The 20,521-nt window shown below is 61.4% G+C and carries 13 protein-coding genes and 2 pseudogenes; 4 read left to right on the top strand and 11 right to left on the bottom strand.

The features are described 5' to 3' along the window. Positions 1 to 16: 16 nt before the first annotated feature. The 4 genes from VVR85_RS10830 to mshA form a co-directional block, all read right to left on the bottom strand. Positions 17 to 715 (bottom strand): response regulator transcription factor, encoded by a 699-nt coding sequence (locus tag VVR85_RS10830; protein WP_368520883.1) that lies wholly within the window; start codon positions 713 to 715, stop codon positions 17 to 19. After that, positions 712 to 1,965 (bottom strand): sensor histidine kinase, encoded by a 1,254-nt coding sequence (locus tag VVR85_RS10835; protein WP_368520884.1) that lies wholly within the window; start codon positions 1,963 to 1,965, stop codon positions 712 to 714. Before VVR85_RS10835 ends, VVR85_RS10830 begins: the two co-directional genes overlap by 4 nt. Positions 1,966 to 2,074: 109 nt before the next feature. Next, positions 2,075 to 2,821 (bottom strand): phosphoglyceromutase, encoded by a 747-nt coding sequence (locus VVR85_RS10840; RefSeq protein ID WP_368520885.1) that lies wholly within the window; start codon positions 2,819 to 2,821, stop codon positions 2,075 to 2,077. A gap of 42 nt (positions 2,822 to 2,863) precedes the next feature. Continuing rightward, positions 2,864 to 4,129: a D-inositol-3-phosphate glycosyltransferase gene (mshA, locus tag VVR85_RS10845; RefSeq protein WP_368520886.1), complete on the bottom strand. Its 1,266-nt coding sequence runs from the start codon at positions 4,127 to 4,129 to the stop codon at positions 2,864 to 2,866. Between the two features lie 187 nt (positions 4,130 to 4,316). On the opposite strand from mshA, the gene VVR85_RS10850 reads away from it, so the two are divergent. Beyond that, positions 4,317 to 6,026, top strand: coding sequence for a long-chain-fatty-acid--CoA ligase (locus VVR85_RS10850; protein WP_368520887.1), 1,710 nt, complete (start codon positions 4,317 to 4,319; stop codon positions 6,024 to 6,026). A 163-nt stretch (positions 6,027 to 6,189) separates the two neighbouring features. Next, positions 6,190 to 7,896 (top strand): annotated as a pseudogene (locus tag VVR85_RS10855) (long-chain-fatty-acid--CoA ligase); the annotation flags it as partial. 269 nt (positions 7,897 to 8,165) lie between these two features. Here the strand turns inward: VVR85_RS10855 and VVR85_RS10860 are convergent. Then, positions 8,166 to 8,861, bottom strand: a complete 696-nt coding sequence (locus tag VVR85_RS10860; RefSeq protein WP_368520888.1) for a heme oxygenase (biliverdin-producing) — start codon at positions 8,859 to 8,861, stop codon at positions 8,166 to 8,168. Positions 8,862 to 9,158: 297 nt separating this feature from the next. Between VVR85_RS10860 and VVR85_RS10865 the strand changes: the two are divergent. Beyond that, a pseudogene (locus VVR85_RS10865) lies at positions 9,159 to 9,529 on the top strand (PH domain-containing protein). A gap of 63 nt (positions 9,530 to 9,592) precedes the next feature. Here VVR85_RS10865 and VVR85_RS10870 read toward each other — a convergent pair. The 6 genes from VVR85_RS10870 to VVR85_RS10895 all read right to left on the bottom strand — a co-directional run bounded on the left by VVR85_RS10870 (position 9,593) and on the right by VVR85_RS10895 (position 18,943). Next, positions 9,593 to 12,073, bottom strand: a complete 2,481-nt coding sequence (locus tag VVR85_RS10870) for an excinuclease ABC subunit UvrA (RefSeq protein ID WP_368520889.1) — start codon at positions 12,071 to 12,073, stop codon at positions 9,593 to 9,595. A gap of 57 nt (positions 12,074 to 12,130) precedes the next feature. Next, entirely contained in the window at positions 12,131 to 12,517 is a 387-nt protein-coding gene (locus VVR85_RS10875; RefSeq protein ID WP_368520890.1) for an N-6 DNA methylase, read from the bottom strand. A gap of 204 nt (positions 12,518 to 12,721) precedes the next feature. Beyond that, positions 12,722 to 14,083 carry a restriction endonuclease subunit S gene (locus VVR85_RS10880; protein WP_368520891.1) on the bottom strand — a complete coding sequence of 454 codons (1,362 nt, stop codon included), beginning with the start codon at positions 14,081 to 14,083 and terminating at the stop codon, positions 12,722 to 12,724. Then, positions 14,083 to 15,492: an N-6 DNA methylase gene (locus VVR85_RS10885; protein ID WP_368520892.1), complete on the bottom strand. Its 1,410-nt coding sequence runs from the start codon at positions 15,490 to 15,492 to the stop codon at positions 14,083 to 14,085. The genes VVR85_RS10880 and VVR85_RS10885 overlap by 1 nt, the downstream gene beginning before the upstream one ends. Next, on the bottom strand, positions 15,489 to 18,740 hold the full coding sequence (hsdR, locus tag VVR85_RS10890; RefSeq protein ID WP_368520893.1) for a type I restriction-modification system endonuclease: 3,252 nt from the start codon (positions 18,738 to 18,740) through the stop codon (positions 15,489 to 15,491). The genes VVR85_RS10885 and hsdR overlap by 4 nt, the downstream gene beginning before the upstream one ends. Then, positions 18,740 to 18,943: a helix-turn-helix domain-containing protein gene (locus VVR85_RS10895; protein WP_368520894.1), complete on the bottom strand. Its 204-nt coding sequence runs from the start codon at positions 18,941 to 18,943 to the stop codon at positions 18,740 to 18,742. Before VVR85_RS10895 ends, hsdR begins: the two co-directional genes overlap by 1 nt. A 997-nt stretch (positions 18,944 to 19,940) precedes the next feature. Here VVR85_RS10895 and VVR85_RS10905 point away from each other — a divergent pair. Beyond that, positions 19,941 to 20,108 carry an integrase core domain-containing protein gene (locus tag VVR85_RS10905; protein WP_368520896.1) on the top strand — a complete coding sequence of 56 codons (168 nt, stop codon included), beginning with the start codon at positions 19,941 to 19,943 and terminating at the stop codon, positions 20,106 to 20,108. Positions 20,109 to 20,521 lie beyond the last annotated feature (413 nt).

Here is a 20,521-nt window from a genome sequence, read left to right on the forward strand (position 1 = left end):
GCCCGGAAAGGTTCGGCTAGAGGTCGAATTTGTAGCCCAGGCCGCGCACGGTCACCAGGTGCTTGGGCTGGGAGGGCTCGGCCTCAATCTTGGAGCGCAGGCGCTTGACGTGCACGTCCAGGGTCTTGGTGTCGCCGACGTAATCGGCGCCCCAGATGCGGTCGATGAGCTGACCGCGGGTCAGCACGCGGCCGGCGTTGCGCAGCAGGTATTCCAGCAGGTCGAATTCCTTCAGCGGCATGGGCACCGGGTCGCCGTCCACGCAGACGGTGTGGCGCTCGACGTCCATGCGCACACGGCCGCCTTCCAGGATCTGCTCGTCGAAGTCCTGCTCCTCGGCCGCCGGGGCGGCCTCGTGGCCGCGGCGCAGGACCGCGCGGATGCGGGCGATGAGCTCGCGGGAGGAGTACGGCTTGGTCACGTAGTCGTCAGCACCCAGCTCCAGGCCGACGACCTTGTCGATCTCGGAGTCGCGGGCGGTGACCATGATGACGGGCACGGAGGAGATGACGCGCAGTTGCTTGCAGACGTCGGTGCCGGACATGCCGGGCAGCATCAGGTCGAGCAGGACGATGTCAACGCTGTTGTTGGCGAACTTGTCCAGCGCGGTCTGGCCGTCGTGGGCCACGATCGGGCTAAAGCCCTCCTTCCGCAGTAGGAACGCCAGTGGATCAGCCAAGGACTCCTCGTCTTCCACGATGAGGATGGTCGTCATGATGCTTTATCCTTTCGCCTTGCTGCCACCCGGGCGACTGCGTTGTGCAGACCCGACGTAGCTTTATTCTCACTCTTGTTGTCCGTGTCCGGGGGACCTTCCGCCGGGGCTGGTTCGTGATAAATAGGAAGCTCGATGGTGAACGTGGACCCGGTGCCGGGCCGCGACCATAGCTTAATATTGCCACCATGGTTGGCCACCACGTGCTTCACTATGGCTAATCCTAAGCCAGTGCCGCCCGTTTGCCGGGATCGGGCCTTGTCTACCCGGTAAAAGCGCTCAAAGACGCGCTTTTGGTTCTCCGGGGCGATGCCGATGCCGCGGTCGGTGACCCGGATGTGCACGATGTCGGTGCCCACCACCTTCTGCGAGATGGACACCGGCAGCGCCTCCGGCGAGTAGTTGATGGCATTCGTAATCAGGTTGGACACCGCGGTGACCAGCAGCGGCTTGTCGCCCCAGATGAGCACCCCGCTGTTGCTGCCACGGATGAGGTCGATGTTATGGTTGTCGGCGGCCAGCTGGTTGCGCTGGATCGCCTCGTCGATAACGTCGTCGATGCGCAGCGGCTCCATCTCCGGCAGCGCCTCCGCGCCCTGCAGCTTGGACAGGGAAATCAGCTCGGTGACCATCTCCGCCATGCGGTTGGCCTCCTGGTGGGCCTTGGCCCCGAAGTACTTGACGTGCTCCGGGTCCTCCGGGTCCTCCAGCAGTGCCTCGGTGAGCAGGGCGATGCCCCCGACCGGGGTCTTGAGCTCGTGGGAGACGTTGGCCACGAAGTCGCGGCGGGCGTTTTCCATGCGCACGTGCTCGGACTCGTCCGTGCCGAAGACGGTGATAAACCGGTTGTCGTTCAGGGTCAGCGGCTTAATCAGCGCGTGCACCTGGGTCACGCGGTTGCCGGTGCGCCGCTTCGGGATGGACAGGTCGAGGCCGCGTTCCTCGTGGTCCTCGTAGACCTCCTGGGCGACCTGCCACACGTCCGGGCGCACCGCGCGGTCGTGGACCAGGGACATGGTGTGCGCGGCCGGGTTCGACAAGATGACCTCGCCGCCGCGGTCGACCACCACCACGCCAGTGTTCGCGCCCTGGATGGTCAGGTGCAGCACCTGGCTGACGGTGGTGACCTGGTTCGAGTCCGCGGTCGCCGTCGTGCGGAAACGCTGGATCCGCCCGCGCACCCAGCGCACCAAGGGCAGGACCAGTGCGCAGACCACTGCACCGGCCACAAATGCCAGAACGTTTCCCACGCTCGCGCCTTCCTCGGTTGTCAACGCGCCCGGGGACCCCGCAGATCACCGACTTGTCCGATCCTGGCCCCTCGGGCGCGGCTAGATAGTTTTCGTACCTACCTAAATGCTACTTGCCGCCCTGGGCCGCCACGGCGGCAGCCCCGGCTTCAGCGGCTTCCGGATCCAGGTAGGTACCGCCCGGGTTGACCACCTTGCCGGAGGCGTCCACCTCGTAGACCAGCGGGATGCCGGTCGGGATGTTCAGGCCGGCGATGTCCTCGTCCGAAATCTGATCCAGGTGCTTGACCAGCGCGCGCAGGGAGTTGCCGTGCGCGGCGACCAGGACCTTCTCGCCGTTTTTCACGCGCGGCAGGATCTCTTCCTCGAAGTAGGGCACCAGGCGGGCGACGACGTCCTTGAGGCACTCGGTGCGCGGGACCTGGTCCAGGTCCGCGTAGCGCGGATCCTCCGACTGGGAGTACTCCGCGTCATCGGCCAGCTCGGGCGGCGGGGTGTCGTAGGAGCGGCGCCACGCCATGAACTGCTCTTCGCCGAACTTGTCCTTGGTCTCGGCCTTGTTCAGGCCCTGCAGAGCGCCGTAGTGGCGCTCGTTGAGGCGCCAGTCGCGGGTGACCGGGATCCAGTGGCGGTTGGCCGCGTTCAGCGCGATGTTCGCCGTGCGGATAGCGCGGCGCAGCAGCGAGGTGTACAGCACGTCGGGCAGGAGGTTTTCGGAAGCCAGCAGCTCGCCGCCGCGCTTGGCCTCGGCCTCCCCCTTCTCGGTCAGGTCGACATCCACCCAGCCGGTGAACTGGTTGGACTCGTTCCATTGGGATTGTCCGTGACGCAATAGGATGAGTTTTCCGTTAGTCATGCCTCCAGCATGCCACGAAACGGGCTGCACCGCCGCGAAATTCTAGCCCCCGGTGGCATGACGCGGATGACAGTTGGGGATCTCCGCGGTCAGCGCGCGCTGGTAGACCGCGACTAGCTCGGTGGCGGCGGCCTCCCAGCTAAAGCGCTCGGCGTGCGGCACGGCCGCCTCCCCCATCGCGATGCGCCGCTCGTCATCATCGAGCAGCTCCTCCAGCGCGTCGGCCCAGTCCTCCGGCTCGTGCGAGTCCACCAGCAGGCCGGTCACGCCGTCCTCGACGGCGATCGGCAGGCCGCCGACGCGGGCGGCCACCACCGGGGTGCCGGAGGCCTGGGCCTCCACGGCCACCAGCCCGAAGGACTCGTTGTAGCTGGGCACGGCCACGATATCCGCGGCCTGGTAGAGCGCCACCAGCTCCTCCGGCGGGCGCGGGCTTAAAAAACGCACGCGGCGGTCCACTCCCAGCTCGCGCGCCAGGTCCGCGTAGGCCTGCGGGCTAGCTCCGGCCCCGGAGGGCCCGCCGCAGATGACCACGCGGAGGTTGCGCAGCGGTTCCCGGCGGAAGATCTCCGCGGTGGCGCGGATGAGTACCTCCGGGCCCTTGAATTTCTGCAGGCGCCCCACGAACGCGATGACCTTGCTGTGCAGCGGCAGGCCCAGCTCGCGGCGGGCGCGTTCGGTGTTGCGGTCGCTGCCCGGGGTAAACAGCTTGGTGTCCGCGCCCGGCGCGACGGTGACGATCCGCTCGGCCGGGGCGTCGTAGTGCTCGGCCAGCTCGCGGGCCTCGTCGACGGTGTTGACCACCAGCAGGTCGGCGTTGTCCACCAGCTGCTGCTCGCAGATGCGCCGGGCCTCAGATTCGCGGGCGTCGTCGTCGCTGCGGTAGGCGTTTTTCACCGCGGCGAGGGTGTGCGCGGTGTGCACCAGCGGCACGCCCCACAGGTCCCGCAGCAGCCAGCCCACCTGGCCGGAGAGCCAGTAGTGGGAGTGGATGATGTCGTAGTGCAGGCCGTGGCACTTGACGTATTCGACCATCCCGCCGGCAAAGGCGGCCAGCTGCGTGGGCAGGTCTTCCTTCTCCAGCCCCTCGTAAGGCCCGGCCACCACGTTGATGACCCGCAGGTGCTCGCTAACTTCTACGACCTCGCCCTGGCTGGGCCGGGTCGCCCGGGTATATACGTCTACTTCAACGCCCTGCAGCGCCAGTTCCTTGGCGGTGTTGAGCACGTAAACGTTCATTCCCCCGGCATCGCCCGTCCCGGGCTGCTCGATGGGGGAAGTGTGCATTGAAATCATCGCCACGCGCATGGCGCCCCAGTCTAATACCGCCGGGGCTCTCGCCGCCGCGGTGTTGCCTGCGTCACCGCTTCCCGGAGTGCCGCCTGATGCCGGGGCGGCGCCCGCGCCGTGCGGCCGCGCGTTGCCGCGTCGTTATACTAGGGGAAGCACAACCTACGCTTGCGAAAGTTTCCCCGATTCTTAGAGGTTAGAACCCATGTCAGCATTCGAGACCAAGGCTTGGCTCCAGCACTACCCCGAGTGGACCCCGCACTCCCTCGACTACGGCGAGACCACGCTGCTCGACATCTACGACAACAACCTGGCCATCAACGCCGAAAAGCCCGCCACCTGGTTCTTCGGCCGCACCCAGTCCTATGCGGATCTGGACCGCCAGGTCAACCGCGCCGCCGCGGGGCTCAAGGCCTTCGGCGTGCGCCCGGGCGACCGCGTCGCGCTGGTCATGCCCAACTGCCCGCAGCACGTCGCCGCCTTCTGGGCGGTGCTCAAGCTGGGCGGCATCGTGGTCGAGCACAACCCGCTGTATACCGCCCACGAGCTGGAGGGCCTGTTCCAGGACCACGGCGCGCGCATCGCCATCGCCTGGGACTCCACAGCCGGCACGCTGGAGAAGCTGCGCGGCACCACGGATCTGGAAACGGTGGTCTCGGTCAACATGATCGAGGCCATGCCGACTCTCAAGCGCGCGGCCCTGCGCCTGCCCTTCCTCAAGTCGCAGCGCGAGCAGCTGTCCCAGCCCGCCCAGAACACCGTCCCGTGGGACACCCTGATCGGCAACGCCATCGGCGGCGACGGCCAGGACCTGAAGGAGCCGGAGGGAATTGACCGCGACACCACCGCGCTCATCCTCTACACCTCCGGCACCACCGGCAAGCCCAAGGGCGCGGAGCTGACCCACGGCTCCCTGTTCGCCAACCTGCTCCAGGGCAAGGCCTGGGTGCCGGGCCTGGGCGAGCAGGAAGAGCGCATGCTGACCGCGCTGCCGATGTTCCACGCCTACGGCATGACCATGAACATCACGCTCTCCCAGCTCATCGGCGGCGAGCTGGTCATGCTGCCGGCGCCGAAGATCCCGCTGGTCATGGACGTGATGAAGAAGCACACGCCCACCTGGGTGCCGGGCGTGCCGACGCTCTACGAGAAGATCGTGGAAGCCGCCGAGGAGCAAAACATCCCGATCAAGGGCATCCGCGCCGCCTTCTCCGGTGCCGCCACCCTGCCGGTGGACACCGTGGAGAAGTGGGAGAAGTACACCGACGGCCTGCTGGTGGAAGGCTACGGCCTGACCGAGTGCTCGCCCATCATCGTGGGCAATCCGATGTCCACCGACCGCCGCCCGGGGTACGTGGGCATCCCCTTCCCGGACACCGAAATCCGGATCGCCAACCCGGAGAACCTGGACGAGACCATGCCGGACGGCCAGGAGGGCGAGATTTTGGCCCGCGGCCCGCAGGTCTTCAAGGGCTACCACAACAACCCGGAGGCCACCGCCGCCGCCTTCCACGACGGCTGGTTCCGCACCGGGGACCTGGGAGTGATGGAAGAAGACGGCTTCATCCGCCTGGTCAGCCGCATCAAGGAAGTCATCATCACCGGCGGCTTCAACGTCTACCCGGCGGAGGTCGAAGAGGCCCTGCGCGTGCACGACGCCATCAAGGACATCGCGGTCGTCGGCCGCCCGCGCCCGGACGGCTCCGAGGACGTCGTGGCCTGCGTGGAGCTCAACGACGGCGCCGCCCTGGATCCGGAAGGCCTGAAGGAATTTGCCCGCCAGCGCCTGACCCGCTACAAGGTCCCGCGCACCTTCTACCACTTCGAGTCCCTGGCCAAGGACCAGATGGGCAAGATCCGCCGCCGCGAGGTCCAGGACGACCTCCTGCAGCGCTTGGGCCAAGAGCGCAAGTAAACCCCCGCGCCGCGACCACCCCGACCCGGCGTTCGCCGAACCCCCGCCACCCCGGCGGGGGTAAATTTTTCGCCGCACCACCCAAAAACATGAGGGTTAAATCATGTTTAAGGTAGGCTTGCAGGCCGTATAGTTTTGTTCTCCTACGGAAGGTAATCGCACTCGTATGTCGGCCTATGAGACCCGAGCCTGGACCCAGCACTACGGCGACTGGACCCCTGCGGAGGTGGAAATAGGCAATGAAACCCTCGTGGACGTCTACCAGCGCAACCTCTCCGAAAACGGGGACCGACCGGCCACCTATTTCTTCGGTCGCACCCTCACCTACACCGAGCTGGACCAGCAGGTCCGCGCCGCCGCGGCCGGGCTCAAGGCCTTCGGCATCCGCCCCGGCGACCGGGTGGCCATCGTGCTGCCGAACTGCCCGCAGCACATCATCGCCTTCCACGCCATCCTGCACCTAGGCGCCACCGTGGTCGAACACAACCCGCTCTACACCAGCTACGAGCTGGAGGGCCTGTTTAGCGACCACGGCGCCCGCGTGGCCATCGCCTGGGACAAGGCCGCCGCCACCCTGGAGCCGCTGCGCTCGACCACCACTTTGGAGACCATCATCTCCGTCGACATGACTGAGGCCATGCCGCGCCTGCAGCAGCTAGCCCTCAAGCTGCCGGTGCCGCCCATCAAGGCCAAGCGGGAACAGCTCACCGCCCCGGCCCCGGGCTCGGTCCCCTGGTCCACGCTGCTCAGCTCCGCCATCGGCGGCGACGGCCGCAACCTCACCCCGGCGGATATCCGTCCGGCCGACCCGGCGCTCATCCTCTACACCTCCGGTACCACCGGTGCGCCCAAGGGCGCGGTGCTCACCCACCGCAACCTGCAGTCCAACTGCCTGATGGCCATCGCCTGGGTGCCCAACCTGGGCGAGGAACCCGAGCGCTTCCTGGCCGCCCTCCCGCTCTTCCACGCCTACGGCATGACCGCGGTGTGCACGATGTCCATCTTCGTCGGCGCTGAGGTTATCCTGCTGCCCGCCCCGAAGATGGACCTCATCCTGGGCGTGGTCAAAAAGCACATGCCTACCTGGTTCCCGGGCGTGCCGACGCTTTACGAGAAGCTCGCCGACGCCGCCAAGGACAAGGGCGTGAGCCTCAAGGGCATCAAGAAGTCCTTCTCGGGTGCGGCCACCCTGCCGGTCGCCACGGTGGAAAAGTGGGAGGCAACCACCGGCGGAATGCTGGTGGAAGGCTACGGCCTGACGGAGACCTCCCCGGTCATCTGCGGCAACCCGATGAACGAGCACCGCCGCCCCGGCTACATCGGCCTCCCCTTCCCCAATACTGAGGCCCGCGTGGCCGATCCGGACGATCCCTCGGTCACCCTGCCGGACGGCGAGGAAGGCGAGCTGCTCGTCCGCGGCCCGCAGGTCTTTTCCGGCTACCTCAACAACCCGGAAGCGACCGAGAAGTCCTTCTACAAGGACTGGTTCCGCACCGGCGATATGGCCGTCATGGAAGAAGACGGCTTCATTCGCCTGGTCGCCCGCATCAAGGAGGTCATCATCACCGGCGGCTTCAACGTCTACCCCGCGGAGGTCGAGGAAACGATCCTCTCCCACCCGGACGTCACCGACGTAGCCGTGGTGGGCCGCCCCCGCAAGGACGGCTCCGAGGACGTCGTCGCCTGCGTGACCCTCCGCGACGGCGCCGCCTTGGACCCGCAGGGCATGCAGGACTTCGCCCGACAGCGCCTGACCCGCTACAAGGTCCCGCGCACCTTCTACCACTTCGAGGAACTCGCCCGCGACCAGATGGGCAAGATCCGCCGCCGCGAGGTCCAAGCCGACCTGCTCGAGCTCCTCCAACGCTAAGACAGCGCCCCCAACCCGACGGGAACACCGACCCCACCAACCCCCGTCGGGAATTATCTACCCCTATCACTCAACGCAGCCATCCCCGCCGGCCGCACCCGCACCCCACGCACAAAAGCCGATATTTCCCCCCTAACCTTCCAAGAAATATCGACCCCGGTCACCGCGAAAAACCGTTTCCCCAGTTCACCAACCGGCGAAACGGTCAGAGGCCGATAATTTCCCACGCACTCCCACCACGCGCGCGCCCCCACGCGCGACCCTCGCGCCTAGCGCACCGGCTGCGGCTGCCGGGCCGCGCGGGCCCCGCTCAGGTCCGCAAAGACCGCGGTGTTGAAGGCGAACGCCTCTTGGGCCTCCGCAATCAGCGCCTCCCGCTCGCTAGCGCTCAGCGGCAGCTCGTCCAGCTGGCAGCGGTAGGCCGCCCGGTACGGCGGAATCTTGCCGATGGCGGCGAAATCGTAGAAGCGCAGCGCGTCCGCGTCAATGTCGTAGATGGTGCCCAGCCGCGCCGCGATGACCTGGCCGCCGGAGATATCCCCCAGGTAGCGCACGTAGTGGTGCGCGATAACCCGGGCCGCCTCATCTTCGCCCAGCGACTCCAAGCGGGCCACGTAGCGCGCGGTGGCCGGCAGAATCCGGACCTTCTCACGCCAGTCGGAACCCATCATGTTTGCCAGGTCGTTCTCCAGGGCCGGCCGGCGCTCCAGGCGCGGGTCCGCCACCGCAGACCCCAGCGCGGTGTGTGCTACCCGCCGCACGGTGGTCTCCAGCGCGTCGTAGATAAACCACAGCTGGCCGGTCAGGGCGTGCACCGCCTCCGCGTCCAGGCCGCCCCTAATCAGCGCGGTCATGAACTCCGAGCCTTCCGCGCCCTCGTGTGCCCGCGCCGTCTCGTCCCGCAACGTCTGGGACAGCGGCTGGACCACTTGAGTGCGTTCCGTCATCGTGGCAGTCGAGGCCATTGTTGTTCTCCTTCCGAGTACGCAGTGCGCAAAGCGCGCCCGCCGCCAAGGCCTCCGTGGAACTGACCTCAGCTCGTTCATTTCCTACATATTAAGGTTTGCCTTACCTGAAAGTACAGGGTGGAAGCGAAGATCAAACCAATGTATGACACCTCATACCCCACCCCCAGGCAGCGGGCAGGCCACACTCAGTCTGGGACACAAGCTCAACCCGAACCACAGCTATTCCCAGCCTTTCCCGCAACGGATATGGAAAGATAAAGAGACTTCACCGCCCCATCAAGAGGAGACAAAACCATGGAAATGTCGACGATTACCGAGTGGGTGTTCGCCGCCGAAATCCCCATCCCGGACGACATCTATGCCTGCTCATCGAGGGAGAGCAGCCCTACGCCGCCTTCAAGACCTTCCGCGACTCCGCGGTATTTACCTCCAAGCGCCTCATCGTCCGCGACGCCCAGGGCCTATCCGGCAAGAAGGTAGAAATCTATTCGCTCCCCTACAGCGCCATCAACATGTGGTCGAGCGAAAACGCCGGCAAGATGTTTGACTTCACCGCCGAGGTCGAGCTGTGGACGCGCGCCGGCCACATCAAGATCAAGCTCGGCCGGGATGTCGACGTTCGCCGCATCGACTCCCTCATCGCCCACGCCGTGCTCAGCCACTAAGCGCTGCCAAGGTCCACCCCAACAGCCGAGCACCACAAGCTAAAGACTCACCCCACCGAGCCCCTAGTTACCCAGCCGGCGGGCCAGGTAACGGCCGGTCACCGACTGCGGGGAGTCCGCCACCTGGTCGGGCGTGCCGGTGGCGAGAATCTCCCCGCCGTCCTCACCGCCGCCTGGGCCTAAGTCGATGATGTAGTCGGCATCCGCGATGAGGTTGAGGTCGTGCTCGATGACGATAACCGTCGCGCCGCGCTTGGTCAGCGCGTCGAGCACGGACACCAGCGTGCGGACATCGAGCGGGTGCAGGCCCACGCTGGGCTCGTCCAGCACGAAGACCGCGTCGCTGTGGTCGCGGTTCATCTGACTGACCAGCTTGAGGCGCTGGGCCTCCCCGCCGGACAGGGCCGGGGTCGCCTCCCCCAGCGTCAGGTAGCCCAGGCCAAGGTCATCGAGTTCCGCCAGCTTCTTGTGCACCCGCGGCAGGTCCTCCGTAAACTGCAGCGCCTCGTGGGCGGTGCGCCCGAGCAGCTCGGGCAGGCTTAGACCGTTGCGCTGGTAGCGGTTAGCCTCCGGGGCGTAGCGGCTGCCGTCGCACTCCGGGCAGACGATCTCCACGTCGGGTAGGAACTGCACGTCCAGAGTCACCTCCCCGGTCCCCTTGCACCGCGGGCACGCTAGCGAGCCGGTGTTGTAGGAATAGTCCGAGGCGCTCAGCCCGTCCTCGCGCGCTGCCTCCACCGCGGCGTAGGCCTTGCGCAGCTCGTCCAGGACGCCGGAGTAGGTAGCCACGGTCGAGCGGACGTTCTGGCCGATCGGGCTAGCGTCAATCAGCTGGACCCGCATGCCCTCCGGGGCTTTCAGGTCGCTGACGTGCGCGGGTAGCGCCGCCGACTGCGCCCGGGCTTGAAGGGCGGGTACGAGGGATTCCAGTAGCAGCGTGCTCTTTCCGGAGCCGGATACGCCGGTGATCGCGGTCAGCCGCCCCAGCGGGATATCCACGCTCAACGGCTTGACCGTGTGGATGGCGTCGGCCTCGAGGTGGATCGCCCCGAGTCCGAAGACCTCGTCCGCCGCGGCGGCGATTCGCGTCGGGGTGAAGTGATCGCCGGAGAGGAATTCACCCAGCAAGGAATGGGAGTCCTGGGCGACCGCGTCGGGGTGCCCCTCGGCGATGACGGTGCCGCCCTTGCTTCCGGAGCCCGGGCCGATTTCCACCAGCCAGTCCGCCTTATTGAGGATCTGTACGTCGTGGTCGACGAAGACCACCGAGTTGCCGTCGGTGAGCAGATCCCGCATCACGCCCAGCAGGCCGTCGACGTTGACCGGGTGCAGCCCGATAGAGGGCTCGTCCAGCACATACAGGACGCCGGTGGTGCGGTTGCGCACCGCGCGGGCGAGCTGCACGCGCTGGCGCTCCCCCATGGACAGCGTGGATCCGGCCCGGTCCAAGGAGAGATACCCCAGGCCGAGCTCAACCAGGCGGCGGGCCATACCGGTGAGAGTGTCGACCAGCGCGCCTGCCATGTCCTGCATCTCCTGCGGGACCTCGGCGGGCACGCCCTGGGCCCAGGCCAGCACGTCGTCCAGGCTCATGGCGGTGACATCAGCCAGGTTGCGCTCGCCGATGCGCGGCTGCCGCGCCGCCGGACTCAACCGGGTGCCCTGGCAGTCCGGGCAGATGTCTTCCTTCAGGAAGCGGTTGACCTTCGCCAAGCGCTTCTCGGTGTCGGCGCGCTCCAGCTCCTTCGTCACGGTCAGCCGGGCATTGCGGAACGTGAAATCTAGCTCGTGCACGCCCTTCTTACTCGTAACCGTGATGTGCTTCTTTTCCTCGGGGCCGTCGAAGACAACCTGCCGTTCCCAGTCCTCGAGCTCGCTCCACGGAACGTCGGTGCGCACGCCGAACTCCCGCGCGATGTCCGGCTGCACGTTGAAGCCGAACATCTGCCACGGAACCACCGCACCCTCGTCGATGGTTTTCGACGGATCGGGCACGAGCGCCGCGTCATCGACCGCGCGCACCAGCGCGGTGCCCTGGCACGTAGCGCACGCGCCCGTGGAGTTAAAGGACAGCTCCTCCGCGCCCGGCGCCTTGACCTGCTCGCCGCAGGTGGGGCACATAAACGGCGTCTCCGCGGCGACATCAATGGTGGGCGCTACCCGGTGCCCGCGCGGGCAGACGTGGGAGCTCAGCCGGGAGAACATCAGGCGCACCACGTTGAGCAGCTCTGTCGAGGTACCGAAGGTGGAGCGAATCCCCGGCATCGCCGGACGCTGGCGCAGGGCCAGTGCGGCCGGGATGTGCTCGACGGAGTCTACGGCCGCGCGCGGGCTCTGCGTCATCCGCCGCCGCGTATACGTCGACAGGGCCTCGATGTACCGGCGAGAGCCCTCCGCATACAGCACACCCCGCGCCAAGGAGGACTTGCCCGAGCCGGACACGCCGGCGATGCCCACCAGCGAGTACAGGGGAATATCAACGTCCACGGAGCGCAGGTTGTTCACCCGCGCGGCGCGGACCCGGATGCGGTCAGGGATAGTCATAGCTTCACCGTACCCCGGCCAGGAAAGCCCCTCCGCGTCTGTTTTCCGTCTCGGTGCTTAACGATGCCCCACAGCCGGCCACGGTTTCACCGGCGAAGCAGACCGGTCCGTCGAAACATAAAGAGCGGAATGCGTACAATTTGCAAGAACCCTACGCACCGACTGCGGAGGAGAAGCTTGGCTCACCAGCCCGTCTGTTTTAAGTTCGGCCATGATAACGTCAACCGGCTGCACGTCGAGGTGCTGCGGGTCCATGAGGGTGCAGCCTATGCGAATGTCGAACTTCTCAAACGGAACACCGTGCAACAGCATGTTCGTGCGTAACAGCGCGTGGTTGGTCGGGTTGATTTCCTGGCCGTACAGGCCGTCCTCGATGTTGTCGATACCGAGGTGTTTGGCAAACCGGAACAGCAAAGCCCCGGAACCGGTACATGAGTCGCACAAGCCTACGGATTGGATACAAGAGTGGAGCGAAGCCTGCCGTCACTTATCGGGGTTTACCAGGAGGAAAACGGCAACAAGGATACCCATCTAGCGCCGGATGGAGCTACCACGTAGCGCAGACGCTTCGGCCCCGGAAGAACTGCCGGGCATACTGAACCGTTGTGTCACCGCCGCCAAAGGATGCGCCAAAAGGTTCTGATAGCGCTAAAAACTGTCGATATTCCTCTTCTTCACTGGAGAAGTCAAAGCAAGCTGTCCTCTTAATGCCGCCGAAACGAGCAAGCATCTAGATTCAACGAGCTTGTTTCGTGATCCCTCCGCTAGAGCCTCAACGTTTGAATGAATGTCGAGATTAAGGTCAATGAGACGCAAGATTTCCTTTTGCTCTTGGATACTCGGTAGTTCATAGGGGAACGCCTTAATTACCTTTTGAGAGATATTTGGTTGAGCGCCACCTTTACCTAATGCAATGAACTTAATTCGATTTGCCCGTAGGTAAAAAAAGAGGAACCGCTCAAGTGTGTGCTCCGCACTCCTCGCGACGGCTATTGCCTGGTTGGTCGCAGCGTCCATAGCAAGAATGCCGACCTTACCGATGGTGGCGCCGTACATCGCGATGGCGACGGATCCCTTGGGGAAAACCTTCGCACTTGAGTTCTTAATAGCAAGCTCGGTGATACGCTCCTCCGTCTCGGAGATTACGCCATCCGGCAATTCTCCGGACTTTACCCATGGAATGTCCCCGGTATAGTAATCCGGGTTCTTTCGAGATGGTGTACCACCGGAAGACCATTTAAAGGATTCACCAAGGGTTGTGGATATCCAATCCTCTCGACGGACGCCGCGTTGGTTGCGCCATTCTTCAGTGAGCTGGCCCCGAATCGCCGCCTCTAAGAGGCTCTCAGTTCGACGATCAGCCCCCTCCAAGAACACTTCGATACGGTCGACTGCCTTGTCGATCCTCTGCAGGTTCTCCGCAAGCTTTTCGATGATTCCTTGTTGCTCTTCAAGCGGAGGAAGGGGAAATGGAAATTGCTCCAGAAACCACTTAGGGACTCTTTGTTGGCCTACTGCACCTGCCATAACTTCTTTTGCTTGAGCTCGAAACGTGTGTTGTCGGACAAAGGCATGTAAGAACCTAGAGTTGAGAGCAGGCGATGGCCTAAGAACGAAAAACTCTGTCGAGCCATATCCGAGCCCATTAAGCAGATCAGGGACGATTGCAGATTTACCGTTCTCCATACACGGTGTGATCTTGGCGAAAAGGACATCGCCGGTTTGAAAAGATGTATAGCCTTTAGCGACTTGTTGCAGCTTTCTAAAATCAGGGTCTTCGATCTGCCCCGTCACATCTGATACCGCGGCCATTGGTACAAAGGTTACATCTGTTTCGACAGGAACAGACGAAATATTGTCTCTAGAAGGGTTCACTTTGCAGGCCGAACCGAGCCGAACCCATTTCCAGTGTTTAGGGATCGGGTACGGTTGTTCTTCTTTGGGGATGAGCGCCTCGTCAGGGATACCGTCGAAGTCCTCGACCAGAGGGAGGGATTTCATTCGTGCCATCAGACTTCCTCACCGTCTTGGAGATCGGCAGCAAGGGAGCGGAGCAGGCCAAGAGCTTCCTCGAGGAGGTCTGCCGCTTCGTTGATCTGCTCGGCAGGGTCGTAGGAAGCCCAATCGATCTGTTCAGCTTCCTCCTGAACCAGACCAATATCGAGCGTGTCGTCCTTGTCTCGAATCTCCTCTCGGCTGAAACGAGTCCACCGTTCATCCTCAATGCTCGCCCGGTCGGGAGCGGTGTAGACGGCTTCGAAACTAGCGAAGTGCTCTGTTGCTAGCGGGTTCCGCTTACCAAATGAAGGCATGTTGGTACGCAAATCGTAGTACCAAACCTCTTTGGTATTGCCGTTATCGGTGCGACCTCGTTCGAAGAAGAGAACATTGGTTTTTACGCCTTGGGCATAGAAAATTCCTGTTGGCAGGCGCAAGATGGTGTGCAAATTGCACTTATCCATCAGGTCTTCACGAATCCTGCGGCCGTCTCCGTCAGCAAACAAAACGTTGTCCGGCAAAACGACTGCAGCGCGCCCACCTGGTTTAAGACTGCGGTAGATGTGCTGCAAAAAGTTCAGCTGCTTGTTCGACGTTGGGAAAGTAAGGTCATCGCGAGTGGCGCGTTCACCACCACGCTTCGTTCCAAACGGCGGGTTGGTAAGTACAACATCGTAGCCCTTGACATCCTTTCCCAACGGGGACAGGGTGTCGCCCAACAAAATAGGTGCTTCAATCCCGTGCAGCATCGCGTTCATCAGCGCAAGCCTATGCGTATCGCGGACGAGCTCAACTCCAGTGAAAGCTTCCTTGACCTCAAAATTGGCTTCGATTTCACTGAGGTCAAAGAAGTCGGCAGTTTGTTGTCTCACGTGCTCACTGGCCGCGATCATGAACCCAAAAGTTCCACAAGCGGGATCGTTACAGCGCTCTCCGGGCTGGGGGTTGACGAGTCGGACCATGACGTCAATGAGTACGCGGGGCGTAAAGTACTGACCAGCCCCGGATTTCTTCTCATTAGCGTTCTTCTCGAGTAGACCTTCATAGAGATTACCGAGGCCCTCCTCGCGCGCAGAAAACCAGTCGAGCTCATCAATGGACGAGATAATCTTCTCGAGGTTCTTCGGCTCGTCGATGGTCGTCGACGCCCCAGTGTAGATCTGTCGAACCGGCCCACGTGCTTCTTCGCCTAGGCGCTGGAGCAAGTCTCGGTAGTAGTGCTTCAGGTCAACACCTGATTTTGCCCGCAGCACATCCCAGCGGTATTCAACAGGAATTCCCACCTCCGCACCGGTTTCCTTCGCCATCTTCAAAAAGAGGATGTAGGTCAGCTCAGTAACGTACTCGTGGTATGTGATTCCGTCATCACGAAGCACATTCGAGAGGTTCCAGAGCTTGGCGACAATTTCTTTGTTATTCACGCGATACTCTCTTCAGTTTCGTAAAGATATTTGTTGAACTCATTGATCACGCTGTCGAGGTTACCTCCGAAAGCGATATCGACACGGGTAAAACCTCCTTGCTGCCGGAACCGAGGGTCTTCATCAAACACCTCAGGCGTAAGAAGGAGCTCGTTCTCCAGATACTGCTCAACTCGCGATAGCCACCCAAGCTCTACCTTGGAAAAGCTATGCCCAGCTTTGAGCTTGCTGACCGCGTTTCTAACGCGTTCTTCGTGGCTGACCAGTGGTGAGCCGAGTGCGTATCGTCGGACAAGTGAGATGATGTCGGCAGCGATCTCTTTGTTGGACAACTGAGATACGGCACTCGATAGCTTCTGCTCAGTAAACCCTTCACGATCGAGGGCAAGTTTCAGCGACTTCAACTGCCCGCGGGTCAAATCAGCCGGGCGTGTACAGATGATGTTGAGTGCGGCGATTTCATTGGTGTTGTTCTTGATGAATTGGGTGAATTCATCAAGGTAGTCACCTGGTGAGGCACTGTCACCGAAATCTCGTGTATGGGTGAGGAGTTCATCGGGTTGGTGCGAGATCACCACGCGACGTGGCTCGCCGAGCGTGGTGGAATCCAGGTAGGCGAACAGTTCCGCATGGTCATGCACCCACGCAGCAGCGTCAGCGGGTGAAAGCTGCTTGAGCTGGTCGATAACCGTCGACATCGACTGCCCACCAGCAAGGTCGGTGACCTGCTCGGCGGCTGCTGCTTTCATACGCTGCTTGCGACGCTGAAGCTTAGCCACGATTTGCTCAATAACTGATTTCTGGGAGTCTTCGTCGTCAATGACGGTGAGGCCTTCGAGCAGATCGGTGAAGCGGGTGTTGGGATTGACCACAACTGGTTTCATCGTGTTGACCTGCTCGAGAGCATCGTAGACCCCGACTGGATCGTAGATATCGAACTTGTCCTTGTCGATTTCCGAGCACAACCGTGTGGCACGACCTAGCATCTGTTCAAACAGGATGCGAGACTTCACTCGCCGCATGAACACCAATGACGTAATGGATGGCACATCAATGCCGGTGGTCAGTAGGTCAACGGTAACGACAATCGACGGGTAGCGTTCATTCTTGAAGCGCTTGATCGCTTCCTGAATCTTCTTCTTGTTACCGCCCGCTACACTGCCGGTGATCTTCATGATCGCTTCCGGCTCGACACCACTGGCCGCATAGATTTCCTTCAAAATCGCCACGATCATGTCCGCATGCGCGTCATCAACAGCGTAGATGAGTGCCTTGCCGAATTGATCGGGTGAGCTCGGGTCGAGATCACGAGCAATCTCGGCCAAGACGGTTCGGTTGAATTCCTCAGTGATGACCTGCCGATTGAACTGTTCAACATCGAAGGTCACCTCATCAGCGAGTTCCTCGCTGTTGGTGATTTCACCGGTCTGCGGATCGTAAATCGGCAGTGTCTCGCCTTTACCAAAGGAAATCCCGTCCGTAGACAGCTTCGTGGTCAGTCGATGTGGCGCATCATGGTCGACCAACCAACCATCCATGACAGCTTCCCGATAAGAGTAGGTGTAGACCGGTGTTCCGAAAATCTCTGTGGTGTGCAACGCAGGCGTCGCCGTCAATGCAATTTTGAACGCATCGAAGTAGTCAATCAGATTGCGGTAGGCCGATTGATAGTCGAACTGGTCACGGTAGAGCACTTCATCATCAGTCATCTCCTTGTCGAGGAGGTAGCCTCGGTGTGCTTCGTCAACGATGATTAAGTCGTAATCCGTGACTGCGGGCACGACCTGATCATCGGGATAGAAAACCCGTTTGACCATTGCTTGGACTGTTGAAACCCGGACTTTCGTCTCCGTATCGATCTCAAGGTCTTCTAGGCCCTTGATGTCATAGAGTTGGTCGAGGCTCATCAGCTCTTCAAGTTTGACATCTTGAAATGCATCGAGTGCCTGCTCACCGAGAGCCGTCCGATCTACAAGGAACAGAATCCTCCTAAAACGCTTGGCTTTCAGGAAACGGTAGATCATCCCGAGAACGGTGCGGGTTTTACCAGTACCCGTTGCCATTGCGAGCAAAGCGTGGCTCTGCCCATCCGACACGGCTTTTTCTGCGGCGTGAATCGCAGCAGCCTGATAATCACGCAGGTTCAGGCCACTAGGGTCGGTCAGGAGATCATCACTGTAGGAAGCGAGCCTATGGTCCGCTGTGTCACTGTCTGCGTCCAAGATGGCTTGGAGCCCTTCGGGGCTCGGCCAGCCGTGGAGAGCACGAGGAGCGTTCAACGCACTGCGAACATCGAGGAACCACACGCCCGATTTCGTCTTGAGCTGATCGAGGTAGGGGCGCGCATTGGTGGCGAAGATAAACGGAACCCGGTAGCCGCCCCAGTGGCCAAGCGTCAGATCGTAATGCTCAGGCTTAATGAGCCGGGCATAATCCTTAGCTTGGTAATCAAGCACGGACGGGATGTCCACATGGTCAGCCTTAGCCTCGATTACCGCTACCAGAGCCTCCCCGATGAACAGCGCGTAATCTGCTCGTCCGCTTCTTCCCACCGTCGAATTGGTAGGCCACTCAGCAATCGCAAGATTACGTCCTGCCTCCGGCCGCGTCCCACGCGCATAGCGAAGTCGCTCGGTATCTGCTTCCCACCCAGCGTTTCGAAGCTGCTCATCAATCATGAGCCTGGTTTCAGCCTCTGTACGTGGTCTTTGATTCGCTGCACGAGACGCACGCGATACCCGTTCACGCTTGCTAACTGGAGTTGACTTCTCGGCCTTGTTCTCGTCGTCTCGTTTGAGCCTAGCTTCCTTGTCTTCCAGCAGCTCGATGGGTTCTTCAACAAACGATGTCAGGGAATAAGTCGGAATCCGAAGATGAAGTGGCCCATACGTGTGCGCAAACCAGCCAGCCACGGAATGAACCATAGGAAGAAACTGCGCCGCAGACTCTTCATCGCCCCACCCTTCGTGGGCTGCCTTGTTTCGTGCCTTTCGCACTAGATGTAGAACATCGACTACATCTTTTGGAAGGAGTCCTTCTCTTTCAAGGGTGTCAATTCGCTTTACCGCAGAGTTATCAAAAGGTTCTCGAACCCCATCAAACTTGTACATCATCGACACGATCGACTCACAAAGCATGCCAAGCTTAATCAAAGCCGAATTAGGATCAGACTGCCGATAAGCCTCAGCCAAGCTACCCAGGTTTGCTAACGAAGGAAACGAGTCTTCAAGAAACGCAAAGTTTTTCATTATTCGCTCACTAACTCCCGTTCACAGATATCGGCAATGCCGCAGTTAGGTGCTTCGCAGATCCGTATCAAAGTATCGGTTTGCAGGTTGGCCTCTTTGCTTAGTTTTGTGATGGAGCTGGAGCTCAAACCAGCCGCTACCCGAAGGCCTTGTTTACGCCAACGGTGTGCTCTAAGGATTTGCCAAAATTTATCGTAGTACATTTTCGAGCTAGGATCCGGTAGAATTCCTTAGGTTTTTAGGTCTAGGTGACGTGAGTATTGCCCGTTGATGCCCTTGCCTGTGTATGGGGGAATGAAGCAATAGTGAAAAAGTTTCGGCAAACACACTCCCGAGCAGGGCGCTTCGTAAGCTCGATAAAGCCCGTAATTCGAAGGAAGCAGGCTCGATTACGGCCCAGATCCTTACCAGGCCGGGGATCTGCGAAGCAACTCTGAACCGGTGGCAAGCAACGAATGAGGCGATGACCAAGAGTGAGGCTAGAGAACTCTAGCGACTTCGTGACGAGAACATCCGTCTAAAGCGTCTGTTGGGGCAGGCTGAGCTGGATAAAGCGGCTTTAAAGGAGTTGGCTGAGACAGCCTTCTCAGCCCAGCTCGCCGCCATGATGCCGTTTCACACTTGGTGGAGCTGGGTTATTCCCACAGGCTTGCCCGCCGGATTGTCGGGCTTTCCCGCAGCACCTAACGGCCTGCCAGAGTCCGCGAGAGTCAGCCAGATAAGTACACCTCCTTCGCAGGCGTTCATACACGCCTTCGCCAAAGAACACCGCCGGTGGGGACACCGGCAATCCGGGATCAAAGCTCAAGCGTAAGGGTACGGGGTATGCCGGGGAACCGTCCGCTGGATCTGACGTGAGGAGGCTCGGCGGGGAGCCGGCCAGAAAGAAACACGACACGCCTCGATGGTTACAGCCTGCGGGATGTTACCACTGGCCGGTACCCGAACGATACACGGACGCTGGATTTACAATGCGATTCCACCTAGCACGACACGACGATCAAGAGACGATCCAGATCTGCACCATTATCGATGAACACACCCGCGAACACGTCGCCTTCACAGTCGACCAGAACTTCGATACGGATTCGATGGTAAAACTACTTGACCCAGCTCCAATCGAACATGACGAGCGCCCAAAGGTGATCTGGATGGATAACGGACCAGAATCCACCAGCCCACGCCCCAAAACCTGGGCTAGTGAGGATAAGACAATCCACGCGTTCATCCCCGCCAGGCCAGCTGTGGCATAACCGATTCGTTGAGTCGTTTCATCACCGTATGCGAAACGAGCTGCTAGAGGACAACAGCATCGACAACCTTGATCACGCCCGCATGCTCGTGCCCCTGTGGCCACGGCACTATTAATGACGTCCACCCGCACTCTTGACTGGATTACCTCAGTCCACGGAGATATGAGGAAAAATGGAAACAAGACAGCACGGCTAACGCTTAAACGAAGAGGACCTAATTCTTAAGAAGTCCGATAAGACGCTGGCCACATGGTCGAACCCTCTGAGCCAAAGGGGCGTTCAACGCGGCCTTCGAGCGCGCCTACCTGTCCACGTGGCTGACCCGGCGCCACCCCATTCGATGGCTGTGCGGAGGTTTTTCGATCCTACTCAGTGGCATTGCCCCATGGTCTGGTCCGCCCCTCGGTTTGCCCATGAGCCTCGATCGAGTCGCTATCGCGCTAGACCTCGACGTGCGAAAAGCTCGGTAGGTTAGAAGCTCATCCGCTAATTCTGCACCCCGGCCGAAACCAGCTTCTGTAACCAAGG

This window comes from Corynebacterium sp. LK2590 (assembly GCF_040946105.1).
Taxonomy (GTDB): Bacteria; Actinomycetota; Actinomycetes; order Mycobacteriales; family Mycobacteriaceae; genus Corynebacterium.